The 17,923-nt window shown below is 65.8% G+C and carries 21 protein-coding genes; 5 read left to right on the top strand and 16 right to left on the bottom strand.

The features are described from left to right. The first annotated feature begins 233 nt into the window (after window positions 1-233). The gene (locus PMI40_RS10100; protein WP_008114791.1) at window positions 234-719 is read left to right on the top strand and encodes a hypothetical protein; all 486 of its coding nucleotides are present in this window, start codon (window positions 234-236) and stop codon (window positions 717-719) included. Window positions 720-798: 79 nt separating this feature from the next. Here the strand turns inward: PMI40_RS10100 and PMI40_RS10095 are convergent, their stop codons facing one another. Beyond that, window positions 799-1,953: a branched-chain amino acid ABC transporter substrate-binding protein gene (locus tag PMI40_RS10095; RefSeq protein WP_008114789.1), complete on the bottom strand. Its 1,155-nt coding sequence runs from the start codon at window positions 1,951-1,953 to the stop codon at window positions 799-801. A gap of 189 nt (window positions 1,954-2,142) precedes the next feature. On the opposite strand from PMI40_RS10095, the gene PMI40_RS10090 reads away from it, so the two are divergent. Both PMI40_RS10090 and PMI40_RS10085 read left to right on the top strand, forming a co-directional pair. Next, complete coding sequence (locus PMI40_RS10090; RefSeq protein WP_008114787.1) at window positions 2,143-2,592, top strand: CopD family protein; 450 nt, start codon at window positions 2,143-2,145, stop codon at window positions 2,590-2,592. A 104-nt stretch (window positions 2,593-2,696) separates the two neighbouring features. Next, window positions 2,697-3,485, top strand: coding sequence for a 2-keto-4-pentenoate hydratase (locus tag PMI40_RS10085; RefSeq protein WP_008114785.1), 789 nt, complete (start codon window positions 2,697-2,699; stop codon window positions 3,483-3,485). A gap of 69 nt (window positions 3,486-3,554) precedes the next feature. Here PMI40_RS10085 and PMI40_RS10080 read toward each other — a convergent pair whose 3' ends face one another. The 15 genes from PMI40_RS10080 to dctP all read right to left on the bottom strand — a co-directional run bounded on the left by PMI40_RS10080 (window position 3,555) and on the right by dctP (window position 16,263). After that, window positions 3,555-4,034, bottom strand: coding sequence for an acyl-CoA thioesterase (locus tag PMI40_RS10080; RefSeq protein WP_008114783.1), 480 nt, complete (start codon window positions 4,032-4,034; stop codon window positions 3,555-3,557). Window positions 4,035-4,152: 118 nt separating this feature from the next. Next, the gene (locus tag PMI40_RS10075) at window positions 4,153-5,085 is read right to left on the bottom strand and encodes a 2-hydroxyacid dehydrogenase (RefSeq protein WP_008114781.1); all 933 of its coding nucleotides are present in this window, start codon (window positions 5,083-5,085) and stop codon (window positions 4,153-4,155) included. 70 nt (window positions 5,086-5,155) lie between these two features. Beyond that, complete coding sequence (locus tag PMI40_RS22935; protein ID WP_008114779.1) at window positions 5,156-6,154, bottom strand: fimbrial protein; 999 nt, start codon at window positions 6,152-6,154, stop codon at window positions 5,156-5,158. Between the two features lie 205 nt (window positions 6,155-6,359). Then, entirely contained in the window at window positions 6,360-6,611 is a 252-nt protein-coding gene (locus PMI40_RS10065; RefSeq protein ID WP_008114777.1) for a hypothetical protein, read from the bottom strand. A gap of 77 nt (window positions 6,612-6,688) precedes the next feature. Further along, window positions 6,689-6,937 carry a DUF6139 family protein gene (locus tag PMI40_RS10060; protein WP_008114775.1) on the bottom strand — a complete coding sequence of 83 codons (249 nt, stop codon included), beginning with the start codon at window positions 6,935-6,937 and terminating at the stop codon, window positions 6,689-6,691. 191 nt (window positions 6,938-7,128) lie between these two features. Beyond that, window positions 7,129-8,067 (bottom strand): acyltransferase domain-containing protein, encoded by a 939-nt coding sequence (locus PMI40_RS10055; protein WP_008114773.1) that lies wholly within the window; start codon window positions 8,065-8,067, stop codon window positions 7,129-7,131. Then, entirely contained in the window at window positions 8,064-8,981 is a 918-nt protein-coding gene (mdcB, locus tag PMI40_RS10050; RefSeq protein WP_008114772.1) for a triphosphoribosyl-dephospho-CoA synthase MdcB, read from the bottom strand. Before mdcB ends, PMI40_RS10055 begins: the two co-directional genes overlap by 4 nt. Then, window positions 8,969-9,667, bottom strand: a complete 699-nt coding sequence (gene mdcG, locus PMI40_RS10045) for a malonate decarboxylase holo-[acyl-carrier-protein] synthase (protein ID WP_008114771.1) — start codon at window positions 9,665-9,667, stop codon at window positions 8,969-8,971. The genes mdcB and mdcG overlap by 13 nt, the downstream gene beginning before the upstream one ends. Then, window positions 9,664-10,416, bottom strand: coding sequence for a biotin-independent malonate decarboxylase subunit gamma (gene mdcE / locus PMI40_RS10040; RefSeq protein WP_008114770.1), 753 nt, complete (start codon window positions 10,414-10,416; stop codon window positions 9,664-9,666). Before mdcE ends, mdcG begins: the two co-directional genes overlap by 4 nt. Then, the gene (locus tag PMI40_RS10035) at window positions 10,413-11,315 is read right to left on the bottom strand and encodes a biotin-independent malonate decarboxylase subunit beta (RefSeq protein WP_008114769.1); all 903 of its coding nucleotides are present in this window, start codon (window positions 11,313-11,315) and stop codon (window positions 10,413-10,415) included. The genes mdcE and PMI40_RS10035 overlap by 4 nt, the downstream gene beginning before the upstream one ends. Further along, window positions 11,312-11,626, bottom strand: a complete 315-nt coding sequence (gene mdcC, locus PMI40_RS10030; protein WP_008114768.1) for a malonate decarboxylase acyl carrier protein — start codon at window positions 11,624-11,626, stop codon at window positions 11,312-11,314. The genes PMI40_RS10035 and mdcC overlap by 4 nt, the downstream gene beginning before the upstream one ends. 20 nt (window positions 11,627-11,646) lie before the next feature. After that, complete coding sequence (mdcA, locus tag PMI40_RS10025) at window positions 11,647-13,314, bottom strand: malonate decarboxylase subunit alpha (protein ID WP_008114767.1); 1,668 nt, start codon at window positions 13,312-13,314, stop codon at window positions 11,647-11,649. A gap of 2 nt (window positions 13,315-13,316) precedes the next feature. Continuing rightward, a complete protein-coding gene (locus PMI40_RS10020; protein ID WP_008114766.1) occupies window positions 13,317-14,666 on the bottom strand; it encodes a TRAP transporter large permease in 1,350 nt (449 codons plus the stop codon). Then, the gene (locus PMI40_RS10015) at window positions 14,663-15,238 is read right to left on the bottom strand and encodes a TRAP transporter small permease (protein ID WP_008114765.1); all 576 of its coding nucleotides are present in this window, start codon (window positions 15,236-15,238) and stop codon (window positions 14,663-14,665) included. The genes PMI40_RS10020 and PMI40_RS10015 overlap by 4 nt, the downstream gene beginning before the upstream one ends. Next, window positions 15,235-16,263, bottom strand: coding sequence for a TRAP transporter substrate-binding protein DctP (gene dctP, locus PMI40_RS10010; protein WP_008114764.1), 1,029 nt, complete (start codon window positions 16,261-16,263; stop codon window positions 15,235-15,237). Before dctP ends, PMI40_RS10015 begins: the two co-directional genes overlap by 4 nt. Window positions 16,264-16,413: 150 nt before the next feature. Here dctP and PMI40_RS10005 point away from each other — a divergent pair, with 150 nt between their 5' ends. Together PMI40_RS10005 and PMI40_RS10000 are read left to right on the top strand one after the other, a co-directional pair. After that, a complete protein-coding gene (locus PMI40_RS10005; protein ID WP_008114762.1) occupies window positions 16,414-17,082 on the top strand; it encodes a GntR family transcriptional regulator in 669 nt (222 codons plus the stop codon). Between the two features lie 124 nt (window positions 17,083-17,206). Beyond that, entirely contained in the window at window positions 17,207-17,917 is a 711-nt protein-coding gene (locus PMI40_RS10000) for a DUF1120 domain-containing protein (protein ID WP_008114760.1), read from the top strand. The last annotated feature ends 6 nt before the right edge of the window (window positions 17,918-17,923 follow it).

Below are 17,923 nucleotides of genomic sequence, written 5' to 3'. Positions count from 1 at the left end.
CGACGTACCTTGCAGTCCCGCCGCTTGCGGCCGGACTGCATTTTTTATGCTGTCACAAAGCGTTCATCTGCCCTTGTTAGCATCCCTGCGATCCGATCGATATGCGGTATCGGTGCGATGCAAACGTTTTCAACCACGAATCCCAGGTGTGAAATCGTTGCCATCGCACTAGCACATTGCGCATGATTGTCAAACAATATATATTGTTTATATCAAATTTATGAGGAGGGTTCATGGTAACCAAGGCACCGACTGCAAAACCAGCTGTCAAGTCCACAACTGCTGCAAGCGCCGCCACCGCCGCGCGCAAGCCTGCCACCAAGGCGCCTGTCAAGCCGGCGACCAGACCGGCACCCAAGGCCGCACTCAAGCCCGCCCCCGCGACCAGCGCCAGGCCGGCAAGACCGGCTCCAAAGCCAGCGCCGAAGGCGGCCATCAAGCCGGTTGCACCCCAGCCCGCCGCGCCTGCCGGCAAGGCCGACAAGAAGGCCGCAAAGCCCAAGAAGGTCAAGCAGGTGCGCGACAGCTTCACCATGCCCGAGAACGAATACGCGGTGCTGGCGCAGGTCAAGAAGACCTGCCTGAAGGCCGGGGTCGAGATCAAGAAGAGCGACCTGCTGCGCATCGGCGTGTCGTTGATCAAGAACCTGAAGATCGCCGACATCAAGGATATCCTGGCCGGGCTCACGCCATTGAAGGTCGGCCGTCCCAAGAAGTAAGCACGGCAACCTGCCGGCATCACGCAAGACGCACCGCCATGGCGGTGCGTTTTTCGTTGGCGCCCGGCCTGTGGCGTGGCTAGCTGCGCTCGTCGATGGTCTTGATCACCTGCCACCGGCCTTGCTTGACGCCGTACAGCGTGAATACCGGGTCGCGCAGGTTGCCCTCGCGGTCGAAAGCGATAGGGCCGGTGACGCCGCGATAGCGGATCCGATGCAGCTCCCGGGCCAGCGGCGCGCCCCCGGTGGCATTGGCCTGGCGCATGGCCGCGGCGATCACGCGCACGGCATCATAGGCGAATGGCGCATAGAGGGTGATCGGCTCCTGGTAGCGGGCCTTCCAGGCGGCTTCGAAATGGGTCCATTGCGGGCCGCGATAAGAAGCCGGCCCCGGCTCCAGTACCACGGTGCCTTCGCCGGCACTGCCGGCCAGGCGCACGAAGGTGGGGCCGACCAGGCCGCCGATGCCGATCAGCGGCGCGCCGATCTGCAGCCGCCGCATCTCGCTGACCAGTTGCGCCGCCTGGGCGTCGAGGCCGGCAAACAGGACCGCGTCGGGCTTGAGCGAACGCACCGTGCGCAGGATGCCATTGAAATCGGAACTCTTGCTGCTCAGTGCGAAACGGGCACCGATCTTGCCGCCCAATGCCACTACGTTGCCGGCGAACTCGGCCGCGTAGCCGGCCCCGAAGGGCGTGCGGTCGTCGATCACCACCACATTGGCCGCCTTCATCTCGCGCACCACGTATTGCGCGATATGGCGCGCACCCTCGCCGTCGTGGGGCACGATGCGAAAGGCGCCGGCATAGCCCTGCTGGGTATAGGCCGGCGAGGTGACCGCCGGCGCTACCTGCACGATACCGGCGGCGGCATAGATGCGCGAAGCGGGAATGCCGACTCCGCTATTCCAGTGACCGACCACGGCCGCCACCCGGCTCTTGACGAAATAATCGGCCACCAGTTCGCCGGTGCGGGGGTCGGCGCGATCGTCCTGCGCCAACAGCGCAAAGCGCACCGGCTCGCCATCGATCACCGGACGGGCGGCATTGAGGTCATCGATGGCCAGCTGCGCGGCCTGCTCCAGGCTGGCGCCGGTGCTGCCCGATGGCCCGCTCAGGGGCACCGCCAGGCCGATGGTGACCACCCGCTCGGCGTGCACGCCCAGGCTGGCGGCCAGCAGCCCCGCCGCCAGCAGGTGTCGAATTACCCGGGGCACCGGAAATGGGGATTGCATGTCATTGTCCTCGTCGCTCGCACTGTGTCACACCGATTCGCTCTAGCAGGTTCCGGGCCTGCCGTGTCGGCGCCGCGCGGTCTCATGGGCCGTCACCCGAGCGTTCCGGACATTACTACAGAAACCGCCATCCTGTAGCCTGTCGTGCGACAATCCGTGCGATCCAATGAACAACACTTCGGAACAGCCATGTTGATTGCCACATTCCTGCATTTGTTGGGTGCCACCATCTGGGTTGGCGGCATGTTCTTTGCCCATATGGCGCTGCGGCCGGCGCTGGTCGAACTGCAGGCGCCGCAGCGGCTGCGCCTGATGGCAGCGGTGCTGGCCCGATTTTTCGTCTGGGTGTGGGTCGCCGTGGCGCTGGTGCTGGGCAGCGGCCTGCACATGATGTTCAAGATGGGCGCCGGCCATGTCCCGCCATACGTGCATGCGATGGCCGGCATCGGCCTGGCGATGATGCTGATCTTCGCCCATGTCTTCTTTGCGCCATTCGGCCGCCTGCGCCGCGCCAGCGCCCAACAGGACTGGGACCGCGCCGCCCGCGCCCTGCTGCAGATCCGCACCCTGGTGGGCCTGAACCTGGTATTGGGTCTGCTGACGCTGGCCATCGGCGCACTCGGCCCGCTGATGGCTTGAGCCGTATCGGGCCTTGAACATTGCGCGCGCCCAGGCCCGCCAAACCTGGCTATGATGAGGGCATTGCAAACCAAGATCGGCCAACCACAAGGGGGAAACACCACGTGCTGACAGAATCACAACGCCAGGAAGCGGCCGACCTGTTATGGGATTGCTGGGCCCACGGACGACGCATCGAACAACTGCCGCCGGCCCTGCAACCGACGGCGCGCGCCGACGCCTATGCCATCCAGGGCCGGCTGGAGGCGCGCAGTTTTGCGCCACTGGCCGGCTGGAAGATCGGCGCCACCGGTCCCGGCGGCCAGCAATTGCTCAACATCGACGCGCCACTGGCCGGGCGCCTGCTGGCCGAGCGGGTGCACCGCAGCGGTGCGCGCATTGCCCTGGGCAACAACCTCATGCGCGTCATCGAAGTCGAAGTCGCATTTCGCATGCGCCGCTCGCTGCCTCCACGTGCTAAGCCCTATACCCGCGACGAGGTGCTCGATGCAGTGGGTTCGCTGCACCCTGCCCTCGAAATCCCCGACACCCGCTACGATACATTCAGGACCGTGGGCGCCAACCAGCTCATTGCCGACAACAGCTGTGCCGACCAGTTCGTGCTGGGTGCGCCCTGCGCCGGCCCATGGCACAGCCTGGACCTGGCCACGCTGGCCACGTCCTGCCGCATCGACGGCGACCAGCAGCGCGAGGGCAGCGGCGCGCAGGTACTGGGCGACCCTGCGGCGGCGTTGACCTGGCTGGCCAACGAGTTGTCCCAGCACGGCTTGACGCTGGGTGAAGGCCAGATCGTGGCCAGCGGTTCGACCATCGTGCCCATGCCGATACGGGCCGGCCAGCATATCGTCGGCGATCTCGGCCCCCTGGGCCGGGTCGAGGTCACGCTGGACTGACGATTCGCCCATGAAAAAAGCCGGACCGCGCGTCATGCGTGGTCCGGCCTTTCGATCGCGCACAGTGCCTTAACTGGGCTTGACCTCTTCGTAGCGCCGGGCCAGTTCCTGGCGCAGCGACTTGCGGATGACCGCGGCTTCGAAGCGTCGTTTTTCTTCCTGCGAGAACGGGCGCAGGGGCGGCACCGCAATCGGCTTGCGCTTGTCGTCGACCGCCACCATGGTGAAGAAGCAGCTGTTGACGTGACGCGTGTCCTGGGTACGGATGTTTTCGGCGACCACCTTCACGCCGATTTCCATGGACGAGGTGCCGGTGTGATTGACGCTGGCCAGGAAAGTCACCAGTTCACCGACATGGATCGGCTGGCGGAACATCACCTGGTCCACCGACAGCGTCACCACGTATTGCGCGGCATAGCGGCTGGCGCAGGCGTAAGCCACCTGGTCGAGCAGCTTGAGGATGGTGCCCCCGTGTACATTGCCGGCAAAATTGGCCATGTCCGGGGTCATCAGGACCGTCATGGTGAGTTGGTGAGATGGCAGGTCCATGGTGCTAGGCTTTCTCTGTGCAGTCGAAATGTGGAGTGTGGTTGGCGGGCAACTGCGTCCCCACGCAGGGCCAGCCGGCCGCAGATATTACCAGTCTCGCGGCCGGGGTTCCAGGCTTTCAGGCGCGCACTGCTGGTTCTGCCGCCGCAAAATGCTCTTCGCAGTTGCGCAGGAACTGCTGCACCGAGGCTTCCACCGATTCGGGCGACCAGCCGGCCACATGCGGTGTCAAGACCACATTGGGCAAGCCGATCAGCTCGGCCGGTGGCTGCGGCTCGCTCTCGTAGACGTCCAGCCCGGCCCCGGCCAGGCGGCCCTCGCGCAACGCGGCGGCCACGGCAGCGGTGTCGACGATGCTGCCGCGCCCGATATTGACCAGATACCCCTTGGGGCCCAGTTCGTTGATGACCCGGCTTGAAATCAGGTGCCGGGTGTCGGCGCCGCCGGGGGCGGCCACGATCAGGAAATCGGCCCAGCCGGCAAGCTGGGCCACGTCAGGAAAATAGTGGTAATCGACATCGTCGCGCTTCTTGCGGTTGCTGTAGGCCACCTCGACGTCGAAGCCGGCTGCACGACGCGCGATCTTCTTGCCGATATTGCCCAGCCCGACGATGCCCAGGCGCTTGCCGGCCAGTTGCGGCTGCAGCGGCAGACCGTCGCGCCAGCCGCCGGCGCGGGTGGTCTGGTCGAGCACCGGGATGTGCCGCACCGTGGCCAGCAACAGGCCCATGGCATGGTCGGCCACGCAATCCTCGTTGGTGCCGGAACCGGTGGCGATGTCGATGCCATGGGCCCGGGCATGCGCCGAATCGATGTTTTCATGGCCGGCGCCGAAGGCGCATACCAGTTGCAGCCGGGGCATGGCCTGCATTTCTGCCGCGCTCAAGCCGGTCGAGCCGTTGGTGAGCACCACGGCCACGTTCCTGGCGGCGCCGGCGATCATGTCGGTGCGGCGCTGGCGGTCGGGGGCGTAGAGGATGTCGTAGTGCTGGCCGATGGTGGCGGCGCTGGCCTCGGAAAGATGGATCAGGACGAGCAGTGGCGGCTTCATGTGGAGGCAGTTCGTGGCTAGGGAATTGGAAGCATTCTAGTCCAAATCCCTGGTCACGGCCGAGCCGGCGCTAGTGGTAGCTGATCGAGACGGTCGCCTGCGTGCGCAAGGTGCCGGGCGTCATCTCCGCAGTACGCACATATTCGGCCACCAGCGGCAGATTGCCTTGTTGCTCAGCCAGCGCCACATCGATCACGTTACCGGGCGCCAGCGGGCTGATGACGGCGCCAGTATCGGTGCTCAGCCGTAAATCGACGCCATTGGCCGTGCCGATGTTGCCAAAATAACGCGCATCGCTGGTCGATGCCGTCCCCGCGAAGGAGAATCGTGCCAGGCGTAGCGACGCGTTGCAATTCTCGACCTTGAGCGCGAACGGCACCCGTCCGGCGGTGCTGCCGGTCTGCGCCATGGTGCTGCTTCTGACCACGGGCAGCATGATCGTCGTGGCACGGCTCCCGACCGAAAGCTGGCAGGTACCCGATGATGTTCTCACCGAGCCCCCGGTGACCAGGAATCGCACGCGCGGCGTGCCGGGCATGTTGTTGAGGGCGTCGTAGGTATCCAGCTGGATCAGGGGCAGATGCACCCAGGCGCCGTGCGCCGGGATGTCGGTTCGCTTGATCAGGACGTAGGTGAAGCTGATGCTGAAAGGATGAAATCCGCGGCCACCAAAGGTCACATTGGTCTCCAATGGCGTACCGCGCCGGTATTCGTTATAGGTCACGAGTCGCCCGCCATAGCGCACCCCCAGGCTCAGATGGGGACCGGCGCTGCTGGCGTCCGGATTGATCCACAAGGTCAGCCGTTCGTGGCCGCGGGCGTTCCAGCATACCCCGGAGATGGTGATGGGCGGGGACTCCCAGATGATCCGGTTATTGGGCGTGGTGGCGGGAATAACCAGGTCGGCAGGAGGACTGCTCTCGAACCACGAGAAACCGGTCGATGCGTTCGTGCCACCGCAATACAGTGCAGCCTGGGCCTGCACGGAGAACAGCGCGATTGATAGGGCAAGCGCAGCATGACGATAGCGCAGGAACGCGCCGGAAATGGCGGTGCAGTTGGCATGCATGATGGGATCCGATCGATAGAAGAATATGCGCTGCACATCTAGACTCCATCACTGCGAGACAGACGAACTGCAGCATCTTCGCCCAGCGCCCATCGCTGAACTATCAGAAAAGTCTCAAAGATTATTGGCCACGCTGCCAACATCTCGATTGCCACTGTGCCGTCACCCGGCCACCCTGCCACCCTCTACATCGATGCCAGCAGATTCAGTGCCCGGCCGGGGCATGTGCATGCGCCTGCAGCATCTCATGCGCGACCTTCAGGGCCGCCTGTTGCGCCGCCTGCTCATCATCGAAGGTCTGGTCGACCAGGACCCGCTGTGCGGGAAATATCGCATTGCGGTGCATCGGATTGGTTGAATGGCCAAAAATGGCGACATTGGCAACCCACCCTTCTGCACCAATGACGCGCTGGCCGGAATACTCGATCTCGTAATCGCCTATCAGTTCGTGTGCCATGGTGCCCTGCCTTATTGATGAGTCCATGAACGATACGGCGCCCGCAGGCGCCATATCGGTGCGCATGCCAGTGTGTGTCAGGCAGCGCCATCGCCGGCACGTTCGCTCAGATGGCTGATGGCATAGCCCTTTTCGCCGATCTGCCGGTAGGCATCTTCTGACTGCAAGGTGAAATGCCTGCGACCGTCGCGCTCGAAATTGACATCCTGCTCATGCAATTGCCAGTCGGTATTGGTGACCTCTTGCGGCATCGGCTTCTGGTGCGGGACGACCAGATAAGAAAACAATCCATCACTGTCCGGGCGTTTATACACGTCGACTTTCATCGTCAGCCTCCTTGGTGGCGTTGGGGTTGAACAAAGCGGCGAACGGTGTGCACGGTAAGGCTGAGCTTGCCCGGCACCCGCGATGCGCCGCTTGTGTCTGTCCGACTAAAGGGGGCGCACTTGGTTCAGGCGATCCCCCTGGTTCCACCATAGCAGCCGAAAAGGCCCGATGCCAGAAAGCTGCAACCGCGTCAGTCGGCCTGCCGTTGCAGCCAGGCCAGGACGCCGTCGACACTGCGAAAGTCGGCCAGCGAACGGCAGGCAATCGCCGGATGGCGTTCGCGCAACATGCGCGACAGTGCGTTGCCCGGCCCCAGTTCCAGCACGACATTGACGCCATGCTCGGCACAGGCATCCATGCAGGCTGCCCACTGGATCGGCTCACACAGTTGTCGCACCAGCTGGGCGCGCGCCTGGGCCGGATCGGACACCGCCTGGCCGCTGACGCCGGCCAGCAAGGTGCGCTCAAGTGCGGCCGGCGCCATGCCGTCCAGCAGCGCCGCAAAAGCCGGCTGCGCGGGTTGCATCAACGGCGTATGCGAGGCCAGCGCCACCGGCAATTCGCCACAGTGCGCGCCGTATCCGGCAAGCTCGGCCGCCAGTGCCGTCAAGGCCTGCTGCCGGCCGCCGATGATCACGGTGTCGTCGCCGGTGACGATGGCCAGGTGGGCGTCATGGCGCGGCAGGCAAGCCATGATGCGCGCCAACGGCAAGCCGCCGACCGACATCAAGCCCTGCGGCTGGCGCACGGCGGCGTCCATCAGGCCAGCACGCCGGGCCGCCAGCGCGACCGTGGCCGCGGGCGCGAACAAGCCGGCCAGCGCATAGGCCGACAACTCGCCCACGCTATAGCCGGCCACCAGCGCCGGCGCGCCGACGGTCGCGCGCAGTGGCGCGGCCAGGGCATGCCACGCCGCCAACTGCGCCGCCACCACCAGCGGTTGGGCGTTGCGATTGGCAAACAGGGCCTGACGCTCGGACAGCACCTCCTGCAGCGGTGCGCCTAGCAGCAGTTCAAGCTGGCACCGGGCCAGAAAGTCGGCAGCGCGGGCGTCGCTGCGAAGCAAGTCGAACATGCCCGGATGCTGGCCGCCTTGTCCGGGGCACAGAATGGCCAGGCGCAGGCTCATGGCGCGGTCTCATCCAGCAGGCAGGCCTGGCGAACCAGGCAGGCCGCCGCCAGCAGATCGGCTGCGCCACCCGGCGACAGGCGGTGCTGCACGAACTCGCGATGACAGCGCTGCGCCGTGGCCTGCCAGTGCGGGTGCGCGGTGCCGCCTGCGGCCAGGAAGTCGGCGCTGCGCTGGCGCACCCACTGCGCGAGCGCCGCGCCGCCACGGTGATAGACATTGGTATCGCTGAGCTGGGCCATCAGGGCGAACAGCGCATCGATGCGGGCGTCATGCTCGCTACGCCCCTGCGCCAGCGTGGCCTCGAGACGCGGCAAGGCCACCTCGAACACCGACGGAAAACCGAGCGCGCCCTCTTCGCGCGCGCCCCCAACGGCATGCCGGCTGGCTACCTGCAGGCCATGGCTGTGCTGCCCCGCATCGGGCAGCGTGTGCCGCGCCAGCGCATCGCCCCATCGAATCAACAGCGCGGCCCGCATCGCCGCCGCCGACAAGCCGATATGCTGGCCACGACAGTAAGCGCCGGCCGCGCACAGCATGCCCAGCGCGAAGATCGCGCCGCGATGGGTATTGATGCCGCCGGTGGCGGCCAGCATGCGCGCTTCGGCCTGCACGCCCAGTTGCTGCAGCTGGGCGAACGGGGCGCCGCCCATGCCGGCCCGGGCAATCAGATAGAAGTAATGGCGCAGCGCAAACAGGCTGCGCATGAAGGTGGCGGCGTTCATGTCGGCGTGACTGCCGTTATCCACCAGCGAGACCAGACCGGGCTTGGGATAGAGCGTCAGTTCCTGGTACAGGCTGCGCACCGCCAGGCGCGCTAGTTGGCGGCAGAAGCGTTTTCCCTGCGCCGGCGCCGTCGCCAGCAGTGGCGCCGGTGCCGCTCGCACCTGGGATGAGCGACTCAGCTGGTGCATGGCTGCTCCTGGTCGGATGCACAATGCAGCGCGTCGATACGTTCCAGCCTGACGCCGCCAGCGCCCTTGACCAGCACCCGTGCGCCGGGCTGGTCGGCCTGCGCCCATTCCTTCCAGGCCACCGCGTCGCCGCCGGCAAACAGTATTTCGCCGTCCAGCGGCAAGTCTCTTGCATGGCGCTGCAATAACCGTGTGCCCTGCTCCAGCGCGCTGCTATTCGACGGCTGCCATAGCAGATCAATGTCGGACTGCGCCCGCAGATAAGCCTGGCCGGTCAGTACTTGCCACGACAGCGAACCAAACACCCGCAATGGCAGCCCGGCCTGCTGCAGCGCGAGTAGCGGCAGATGCCATGGTCCGGGCAATGCTGGCTGGGCTGCCATCACTTCGGCCAGCGTCAGCGGCGCGCGCACCTTCCGCACATGCGCCTGCGGCACCCGCAGCGCAATGCGCAGCTTGTCGCCGTCGCTGTCGGGCGGCAGCGCCAGGCCGGCGCAGACCTCATCGGCACCAGCATCGGGGTCGGCACGCCGCAGCACCAGCGGCCACCGTTGGTGCTGCCAGCGCTGCAGCGCCTGCAGCTCACGCGGATCGGCGGCGAGCGATTGCAGGTGCGCCCAGCCGGCGTCGTCGAGCCAGGCCAGGTGGTGACGTCGGCGCAGTGCGGCCGGCACGCGAGACATCATTTGAATGGCACGTCGTCGGCCACGGCGTCGATCACGTGCTGGGCCAGGCGACGCCCGCCGCGCTCCAGGCCGGCGACCGCGCGACGGTCGGCCGAGCGGTCCACGGCCAGGGCGTCGCGCAGGGACTGCGCCAGGTCGCCGCTCCAGATATCGGCCACGCCCCCCATGCGCAGGTAGTTTTCGGGGCCGGGGGCGAACACCGGATTGCTCCGGGCCAGTTCAGTCAGCCGCTCTTCGGGCACCTTGGTAATGCGCGCCATGGCCGGCAAGCCCATCACGCGAATGGTCGCCGCTGGCAACGCATAGCAGGCGTCGGCGATCAGGCCGCTGGTGATGAAGCCACCCGACAGCGCCTGGTCGTAGACCAGGCCGATGACCCGATGGCCGCTGCGCCGCGCCAGTTCCACGCACTTGCCCAGGTGCGCCATGTAGCTGTTGATACCCAGCATCTCGTCGCGGTGACGCAGCCGTTGGCCTTGCGTATCGACCAGGATCACGATGGCGCGGCCCGGATGGTCGCGTACCGTGGCCAGGATCGCCTGGGCCTGGGCCAGTGCGATCTCGATGCCGATCGGCGTATGACCGGTGGTGCCGACCACGGTCACGGTGGCGCCGTCGACCTGGGCGCTGCCAGACAGGAAATTGTCTTTCTCGGCGATGTCATGCCCCTGCGGGAACAGCCGGCCGGCCAGCGCGCGCCAGTCGACCTGGTCCGGCGCGGTGCCGGCGATGTCCGGGGATGGGATCATATCGTTCCTTTCAGGCGCACGCGGTGCGGGTCGACGGTGTTGACGAATTGCTCGGCTTCCAGCATGGCCAGGTCCTGCGGCGCGGCCACGCCCTGCGCCCGCCAGATATCCTGGGGGTCGATGGCGTCGCCGAACCGTTCGAGCCGCTGCTGCAGCATCGCCTGCTCGGCCTGCAGGCCCTGCAGCGTCAAGCCGCTGGGGCCGGCCTGGCGCAGGGCCTGGATCGCCGCGCCACGAAACGCGGCGATGCTGTCGGCCACCAGCGCCTGGGCATCGCCCATCAAATAGCGGTGCTTGCCGCCAGTGGTGCGCCACACCAGCGCCCGGTCGCGCGAATCGAATTCCTCGACGCCGTTGGCGGTCTCGATCACCTCCGGCCCCGACATCGCCAGCCGCCCCTGCTCGGACATGATCACCGCATCGGCGCAGCGCGCCACGATCCCCATCCCGCCAAAACAGCCGTTGGCGCCGCCCACCAGCACCACCACCGGGATACCGGCGGCGCGCACTTCGAGCACCGCGCGCATGACCTCGGACACGGCGATCAGGCCGGCATTGGCTTCGTGCAGCCGCACGCCGCCGCTCTCCACCAGCAGCACCACGCCGTCGACCTTCTTGCCAATGGCACGATGCAGCAGCCCCACCAGCTTGGCGCCATGGACCTCGCCCACGGCGCCGCCCATGAAGCCGCCCTCCTGGGCCGCCGCCATCACCGCCATGCCGTCCAGGCGCGCCTGCCCGACCACCACGCCATCGTCGAACGAGACCGGCGCATCCAGTTGCGCCAGGTGCGGGCTGACCACGCGCTGCGTCGGCGGCAGCAATTCGGTGAAGCTGCCCGGATCGAACAGTTGCACGATGCGCTCGCGGGCATTGGCCTCGAGATAGCTGGCGCTCATGGCTGCTCCTCCAGCATGGCTTGCACCGCCTGGTCCAGGCGCAGGCTGACCACCGCCGGCGTGGCGCCCATGTCATTGATGGCGATGCGGGTATCGGCCAGTTGCCAGCGCGCGAAGAAGTCGCCGATCACGGCTTGCCAGATGGCGCCAAAACCGCGCGCGGCGGTGTTGATCTCGACACTGCAGCCGCCGGCCAGCGGCGCCTGCTCGATGAGCACCTCGAGGTTGCCCGAGCTGACCACGCCGAGCAGTTGCGGCGTCGGCTTGAGACGGCGGGTACCGCCGTCGAAACGATAGTTCAAGGTTTCCATTGCGTCTGTCCCGGGTCGCGTTACCAGTTGCGAAAGCGCTTGGGTGGCTGGTACAGGCCATGCGAGGCGCGTACCAGGTCTTTCATGTTCTTGGCCGCCAGCAGGTCGCGGGTGGCCAGGCGCTTGTCCACGCCGAGGTCTTCGGCGCGCCGGATCACGCCCCGGTCGCGCAGGTTTTCCACCATGCGCCGATCGCGCGCCATGCCCACCGGCGTATAACCGGCCACGCCCCGTATGGCCTGCTCGCGCTCCTGTTCGGTGCGGCACAGCAGCAGGTTGGCGATGCCTTCTTCGGTCAGGATATGGGTCACGTCGTCGCCATAGATCATCACCGGCGGAATCGGCATGTTGGCCTGCTCGGCCAGCTGCCAGGCATCGAGCCTGTCGACGAAGGCCGGCTGCATGTGTTCGCGGAAGGTTTCCACCGTCTGTACCACCAGCTTCTGGCCGCGCGGGATGGTGTTCTTGCCGGCGCGCGCCTGGGCGCCGGCCTTGAGCCAGGCCGGGCTGGCGTGGCGCCGGCCGCGCGCGTCGCCCCCCATGTTGGGCGCGCCGCCGAAGCCGGCGATGCGCCCCAGCGTGGCGGTCGACGAATTGCCCTGCAGGTCGATCTGCAGCGTGGAGCCGATGAACATGTCGCAGCCGTAATGACCGGCGGTCTGCGAAAAGGCCCGGTTGCTGCGCATGGAGCCATCGGGGCCGACGAAGAAGATATCGGGACGGGCGCGGATATAGTCTTCCATCCCCAGCTCGGAGCCGAACGAATGGATCGATTCGACGAACCCGGCCTCGATGGCCGGGATCAGCGCCGGGTGTGGATTGAGCGCCCAATGCTGGCAGATCTTGCCACGCAGGCCGAGCGACTCGCCATAGGTCGGCAGGATCAGCTCGATGGCGGCGGTGTCGAACCCGATGCCGTGGTTCAGCCGCTGCACGCCATATTCGGCATAGATGCCCTTGATGGCCATCATCGCCATGAGCACCTGGATCTCGGAGATCTGCGCCGGATCGCGCGTAAATAACGGTTCGATGTAATGCGGCGTGGGGGCTTGCACCGCGAAGCTGACCCAGTCGGCCGGAATGTCGATGCGCGGCAGGGTGTCGACGATCTCGTTGACCTGCGCGATGACGATCCCGCCCGAGAACGCGGTGGCCTCGACGATGGCCGGCGTATCCTCGGTATTGGGCCCGGTGTAGAGGTTGCCGTGGCGATCGGCTGCCTGCGCGGCCACCAGGGCCACGCGCGGGGTCAGGTCGATGAAGTAGCGCCCGAACAGCTCCAGGTAGGTATGGATGGCGCCGATATTGAGCCTGCCGCTGGCGGCCAGCTTGGCCAGGCGCCCCGCCTGCGGCCCCGAGAACGAGAAGTCCAGCTTGGAGGCGATGCCCTTTTCGAACACGTCCAGGTGCTCGGGCAGGGCCAGCACCGAAAACAGCATGTGCAGGTCATGCACGCGGGCCGGATCGAGCGCGGCCAGGCTGCGGGCCAGGAAATCGGCCTGCTTCTGGTTGTTGCCCTCGACGCAGACCCGGTCGCCCGGCTCGATCACCGCATACAGCAGATCGGTCAGTTGCGCGGCGGCCACCAGCTTGCCGCGCAACTGGCCGCCCAACGCATTCGCAGCGCGCTGCAGGCGGGCGTCGCGATCCTGCCCGCGCGCATTCCAGACGCGTTCGTTACCACTCATGGTCACTTCGCTCCCATCAACAGGTCAGGCAGGCCGGTCGCAATGCCGGGGAAAAGACACAACAGCACCACCGCCAAGAACATCAACGCCAGGAACGGTATGGTGCCCTTGATCACGTCACCCAGTGCGATATCGGGTGCGATGTTCTTGATCACGAACAGGTTCAGGCCCACCGGCGGGTGGATCAGGCCCATTTCCATGACCACCGTCATGACGATGCCGAACCAGATCAGGTCGAAGCCGGCCGCCTTGAGCGGTGGCAGGATGATCGGCGCGGTCATCAGGATGATCGACACCGGCGGCAGGAAGAAGCCCAGCACGATCACCATGAACAGGATCACGGCCAGCAGCAGCCATTTGGACAGGTGCAGGTCGACCACCCATTGCGCCGCCGACTGGCTGATGTGCAGGTAGCTCATCACATAGGAATACAGCAGCGACATGCCGATGATCAGCAGCAGCATGCCGGATTCCTTGATGGTGGCCGACAGGAACGGTGCGATCTCGCGCGGCTTGTAGATGCGGTAGACCAGGGCGATGAGCAGCAGCGCCAGCAATGCACCCAGCCCGGCGGTCTCGGAGGGCGTGGCCAGCCCGCCGTACAGGGCCACCATCACGCCGATCAGCAGCACCACGAAAGGCAGCACCCGGGGCAGCATCTCGACCTTTTGCGCCAGCGTGAAGTGCTCGTCGTCGAGGTAGGCCGACTTGGCACCGCCGGCGCTGTAGACGGCGTGCGCCAGCTTGTACTCGTGGTGGGCGCGATACATCGCATAGGCCGCGAACAGCAGCACCAGCAGCAGGCCCGGGCCGATGCCGGCCAGGAACAGCCGGCCCAGCGACTGCTCGGCCGCTACCGCATACAGGATCATGGTGATCGACGGCGGCAGCAGGATGCCCAGGGTACCGCCTGCGGCAATGATGCCGGCCGCGAAGCCGGGTGAATAGCCGCGCCGGCGCATCTCGGGAATGCCGGCCGAACCGATCGCCGAGCAGGTCGCCGGCGACGAACCCGCCATCGCCGCGAACAGCGCGCAGGCGAACACGTTGGCAATGCCCAGGCCGCCCGGCACCCGGTTGAGCCAGGCATGGATCGCCGAATACAGGTCGCGCCCGGCCGGCGAGCGACCGATGGCGGCGCCCTTGAGGATGAACAACGGGATCGACAGCAAGGTGATCGAGGCGATTTCTTCATAGACGTTCTGGGTCACCGTGTCGAGCGACGAGGCCGGCATGAAGAAATACATGAAACCGGTCGCCACCACCCCCAGCGCGAAGGCTATCGGCATGCCGGAACACATCACCACGATGGTGACGATGCCATACAGGGCGCCCAGGGCCAGCGGACTCATGCGCCCTCCTGGCGGGTGGCGGGGACGGTCCCGGTCAGGCGCACCAGCACCTGCACCAGCAATTGCAGCGTCAGCACGCTCATGCCCAGCGCCATCATCGCGTACGGAATCCACAAGGGCGGGGCAAAGGTCGACGAGGTCGTCTGGCCATCGACCCAGGCTTCATGCCAGAGCGTCCACGATTTCCACGAGAAGAAGACGCAGAAGGCCAGCGACAGCAGGTCGCACAGCAACAGGCGCGCCCGGTTCACCGCCGCCGGCAGGATTCCGGCCAGCGCCTCGATGCCGATGTGACCGCGCAGCGATTGCACGTACCCGGCGCACAGGAAGATCACGCCCACCAGCATGAATACCGAGGCCTCGTCCTGCCAGTCGGTGGGTTGGTGGAAGAAATAGCGCACCACCACCGAATAGGTCAGGATGGACGAGGTCACCACCAGCGCGATCATGGCCAGCAGCACCGCGGCGCGATGGAATACGCCCAGCGCCGCGGCCAGCCAGGCCACCGGTGCGCTGGCCGGTACCGTGGACGCGGCCGGTGCCGCGCCGGGCATCTCGAAGCCGTGGCTCATAGTGTCTTCTCCGCCAGCTTGAGCAGGTTGGCGCAATTGGCATTGCGCGCCGCGAAGTCCTTCCAGGCGGTATTGCGGGCGATGTCCTGCCACTTCCTGACCACCTCGGCATTCAGGTCGACCACCTTCGCTCCGGCCTTCTGGTAGACCTGGGCCACGGCCACGTCGTCGGCCTGGGCGGCCTTCATGGCGAACTGCTCCATCTCGGCACCGACGGCCATGATGGCAGCCTGCTGGTCCTTGGGCAGGCGCTCGAACACCGCCTTGGAGATCATCAGCGGCTCGAACATGTACCAATAGGCCTTGTCGCGCCCGGTCGTGAGCGCCTTTGCCACCTCTTCCAGGCGGAACGACATGAACGAGGTCGACGAAGTCATCGCCGCATCCATCGCGCCGGTCTGCATGGCGGCATAGATTTCGTTGGACGGCAGGGTCACCACGGCAGCCCCGGCTTCCTTGAGGATCAGGTCCATCTCGCGCGAGCCGCCGCGTACCTTCATGCCGCGGGCGTCGGCCGGGTCCACGATGGGCTTGCCGCGCGAGGCCACGCCGCCGGCCTGCCAGATCCAGCTGACGATGACGATGCCCTTCTCGCCCAGGATGCGCGCCAGTTCGCGGCCGACCTCGGCGTTCTTCCACGATGCGCCCTGCTGGTAGGACGTGACCAATCCCGGCATCAGGCCAATATTGGTCTCGGGGACTTCGCCGCCGGCATAGTTCAGCGGCACCAGCGACATGTCCAGCGCGCCCTTGCGCAACGCCGAGAACTGGGCATTGGTCTTCATCAGCGACGAACCCGGATAGATCTCGAACTTGAGCGCGCCATTGGTGCGTTCGCCCACCTGCTTGGCAAAGGTGCGCACCAGGCGGTCCCGGAAGTCACCCTCGTTGATGGTGCCGCCGGGAAACTGGTGCGAAATCTTCAGGCTGGTGCCCTGGGCCTGAGCCCGGGCCAGGGGCCATTGGACCGCCAGCGAAGTGGCCGCCAGCGTGCCCAGGAAATGTCTGCGCGTGATGCTGTTCATCTTGGTGTCTCCTCCAAATGGGAATGATGATGCGCCGTCGTGTGTTTTTATGGTCGCATCGTGTATACAATTTCTTCCCAAAAGAATACATTGTCAAGCAGAATGCGGCATTCGATGCCAGTCCTCGCAAGACATTGAAGAAAGTGCAAGATGGAAAATGCCAAGACCCGCGCCGAAAGCCTGCGCGAATCGATCGAGGAATTGATCGCCATGGGCAAGCTATCACCTGGCCAGCACCTCGACGAGACCTCGCTGGCCGAGCAGTTCGGGGTATCGCGTACGCCCATTCGCGAGGCGTTGATCCAGCTCGCATCGATGGGCATCATCGAGATGCGTCCGCGACGCGGCGCCATCGTGGCCGAAGTGGGGCCGGACAAGCTCATCGAGATGTTCGAGGTGATGGCCGAGTTCGAGGCCATGTGCGGACGACTGGCGGCGCGCCGCATGACGGCCGATGAGCATGCCGGCCTGCGGGCGGCGCACCTGGCTTGCCAGGCGGCCCGCGACGGCGCCGATCCGGACGCCTACTTCTATCTCAACGAAGCCTTCCACGACTGCATCTATGCGGGCAGCCACAACAGTTTCCTGGCCGAGCAGGCGCGTGCATTGCATCGACGCCTGCGCCCGTACCGGCGACTGCAGCTGCGGGTGCGCGACCGGCTCAGGATGTCATTCGACGAACATGCCGCGGCGGTCGATGCGATCATCGCCGGCGACGAGGAAAAGACCATGGAAGTGCTGCGCCAGCACATCATGATCCAGGGTCAGCGCTTCGCCGACCTGGTGGCGTCGCTGCACCAGTTGAAGTCTGCGGCGTAACGCGCAACAGGGGGCGAACCACAATTTCTTCGCTCGACTTCGAGTGTTTTATCGGACATCTTTGATGCAATAATTCTGGCACGACCTCGACAATACGGGCTTCCCCAACTTTTCCAGGAATCCCATGACCACCTCGAGCCCGTTGCTGCGTCGCGTCGCAGTCCAATTGAGCAGTTGCCTGTTCGCCTTGCTTGCCACCGCCCCTGCCACGGCCGCCGCCGACGGCACCGGCAACAGTATCCAGATCAAGGTGGTGGGTTCGCTGGTGCCGCCCGCCTGCAATCTCACGATGCCTGCCGGCAGCACCGTCGACTACGGCCGCATGCTGCATTCCCAGCTGTCGACCGACAGTCACACGCTGCTGCCCGAGCAGAAACTCACCTTTTCCATCAATTGCGATGCTCCCGCCAAGGTGGCATTGCTGTTGCAGGACGAGCACCCTGCCACCATCGTGCAGGACCTGATCAAGGCAGTACGTGACGAACCCGATGCCAATTTCATGGCCAATGGACTGGGTTCGGTCAACGGCGTGAACATCGGCATCTTCTATGTGCGGGTGTCCACCGGCTCGGGCCGCAACGTGCCCGGCACGCTGCGCACGCTGCGCAGCGACGGCATGCGGGGCTGGTCCGAAACCCCGGTCGATGCGCCGCTCTATGCCAACGGCATCTATGCCGTCGGGTTTTCCGAAGGCCAGGCCGCGCTGCCCACGGCGTTCAATACCGTCAGCGGCGAGCTGGCGATCCAGACCTTGATCAGGCCCAGCGCCGAGCTTCCCTCGGTCGATGAAATCGTCCTCGCCGGCTCCAGCACCCTCACCTTGTACTATCAATGACCAGCG

The organism is Herbaspirillum sp. YR522, assembly GCF_000282575.1.
Classification (GTDB): domain Bacteria; phylum Pseudomonadota; class Gammaproteobacteria; order Burkholderiales; family Burkholderiaceae_D; genus Herbaspirillum.
Note: the sequence above shows the minus strand (reverse complement) of the source record. Positions and strands in the feature narration are given on the sequence as shown.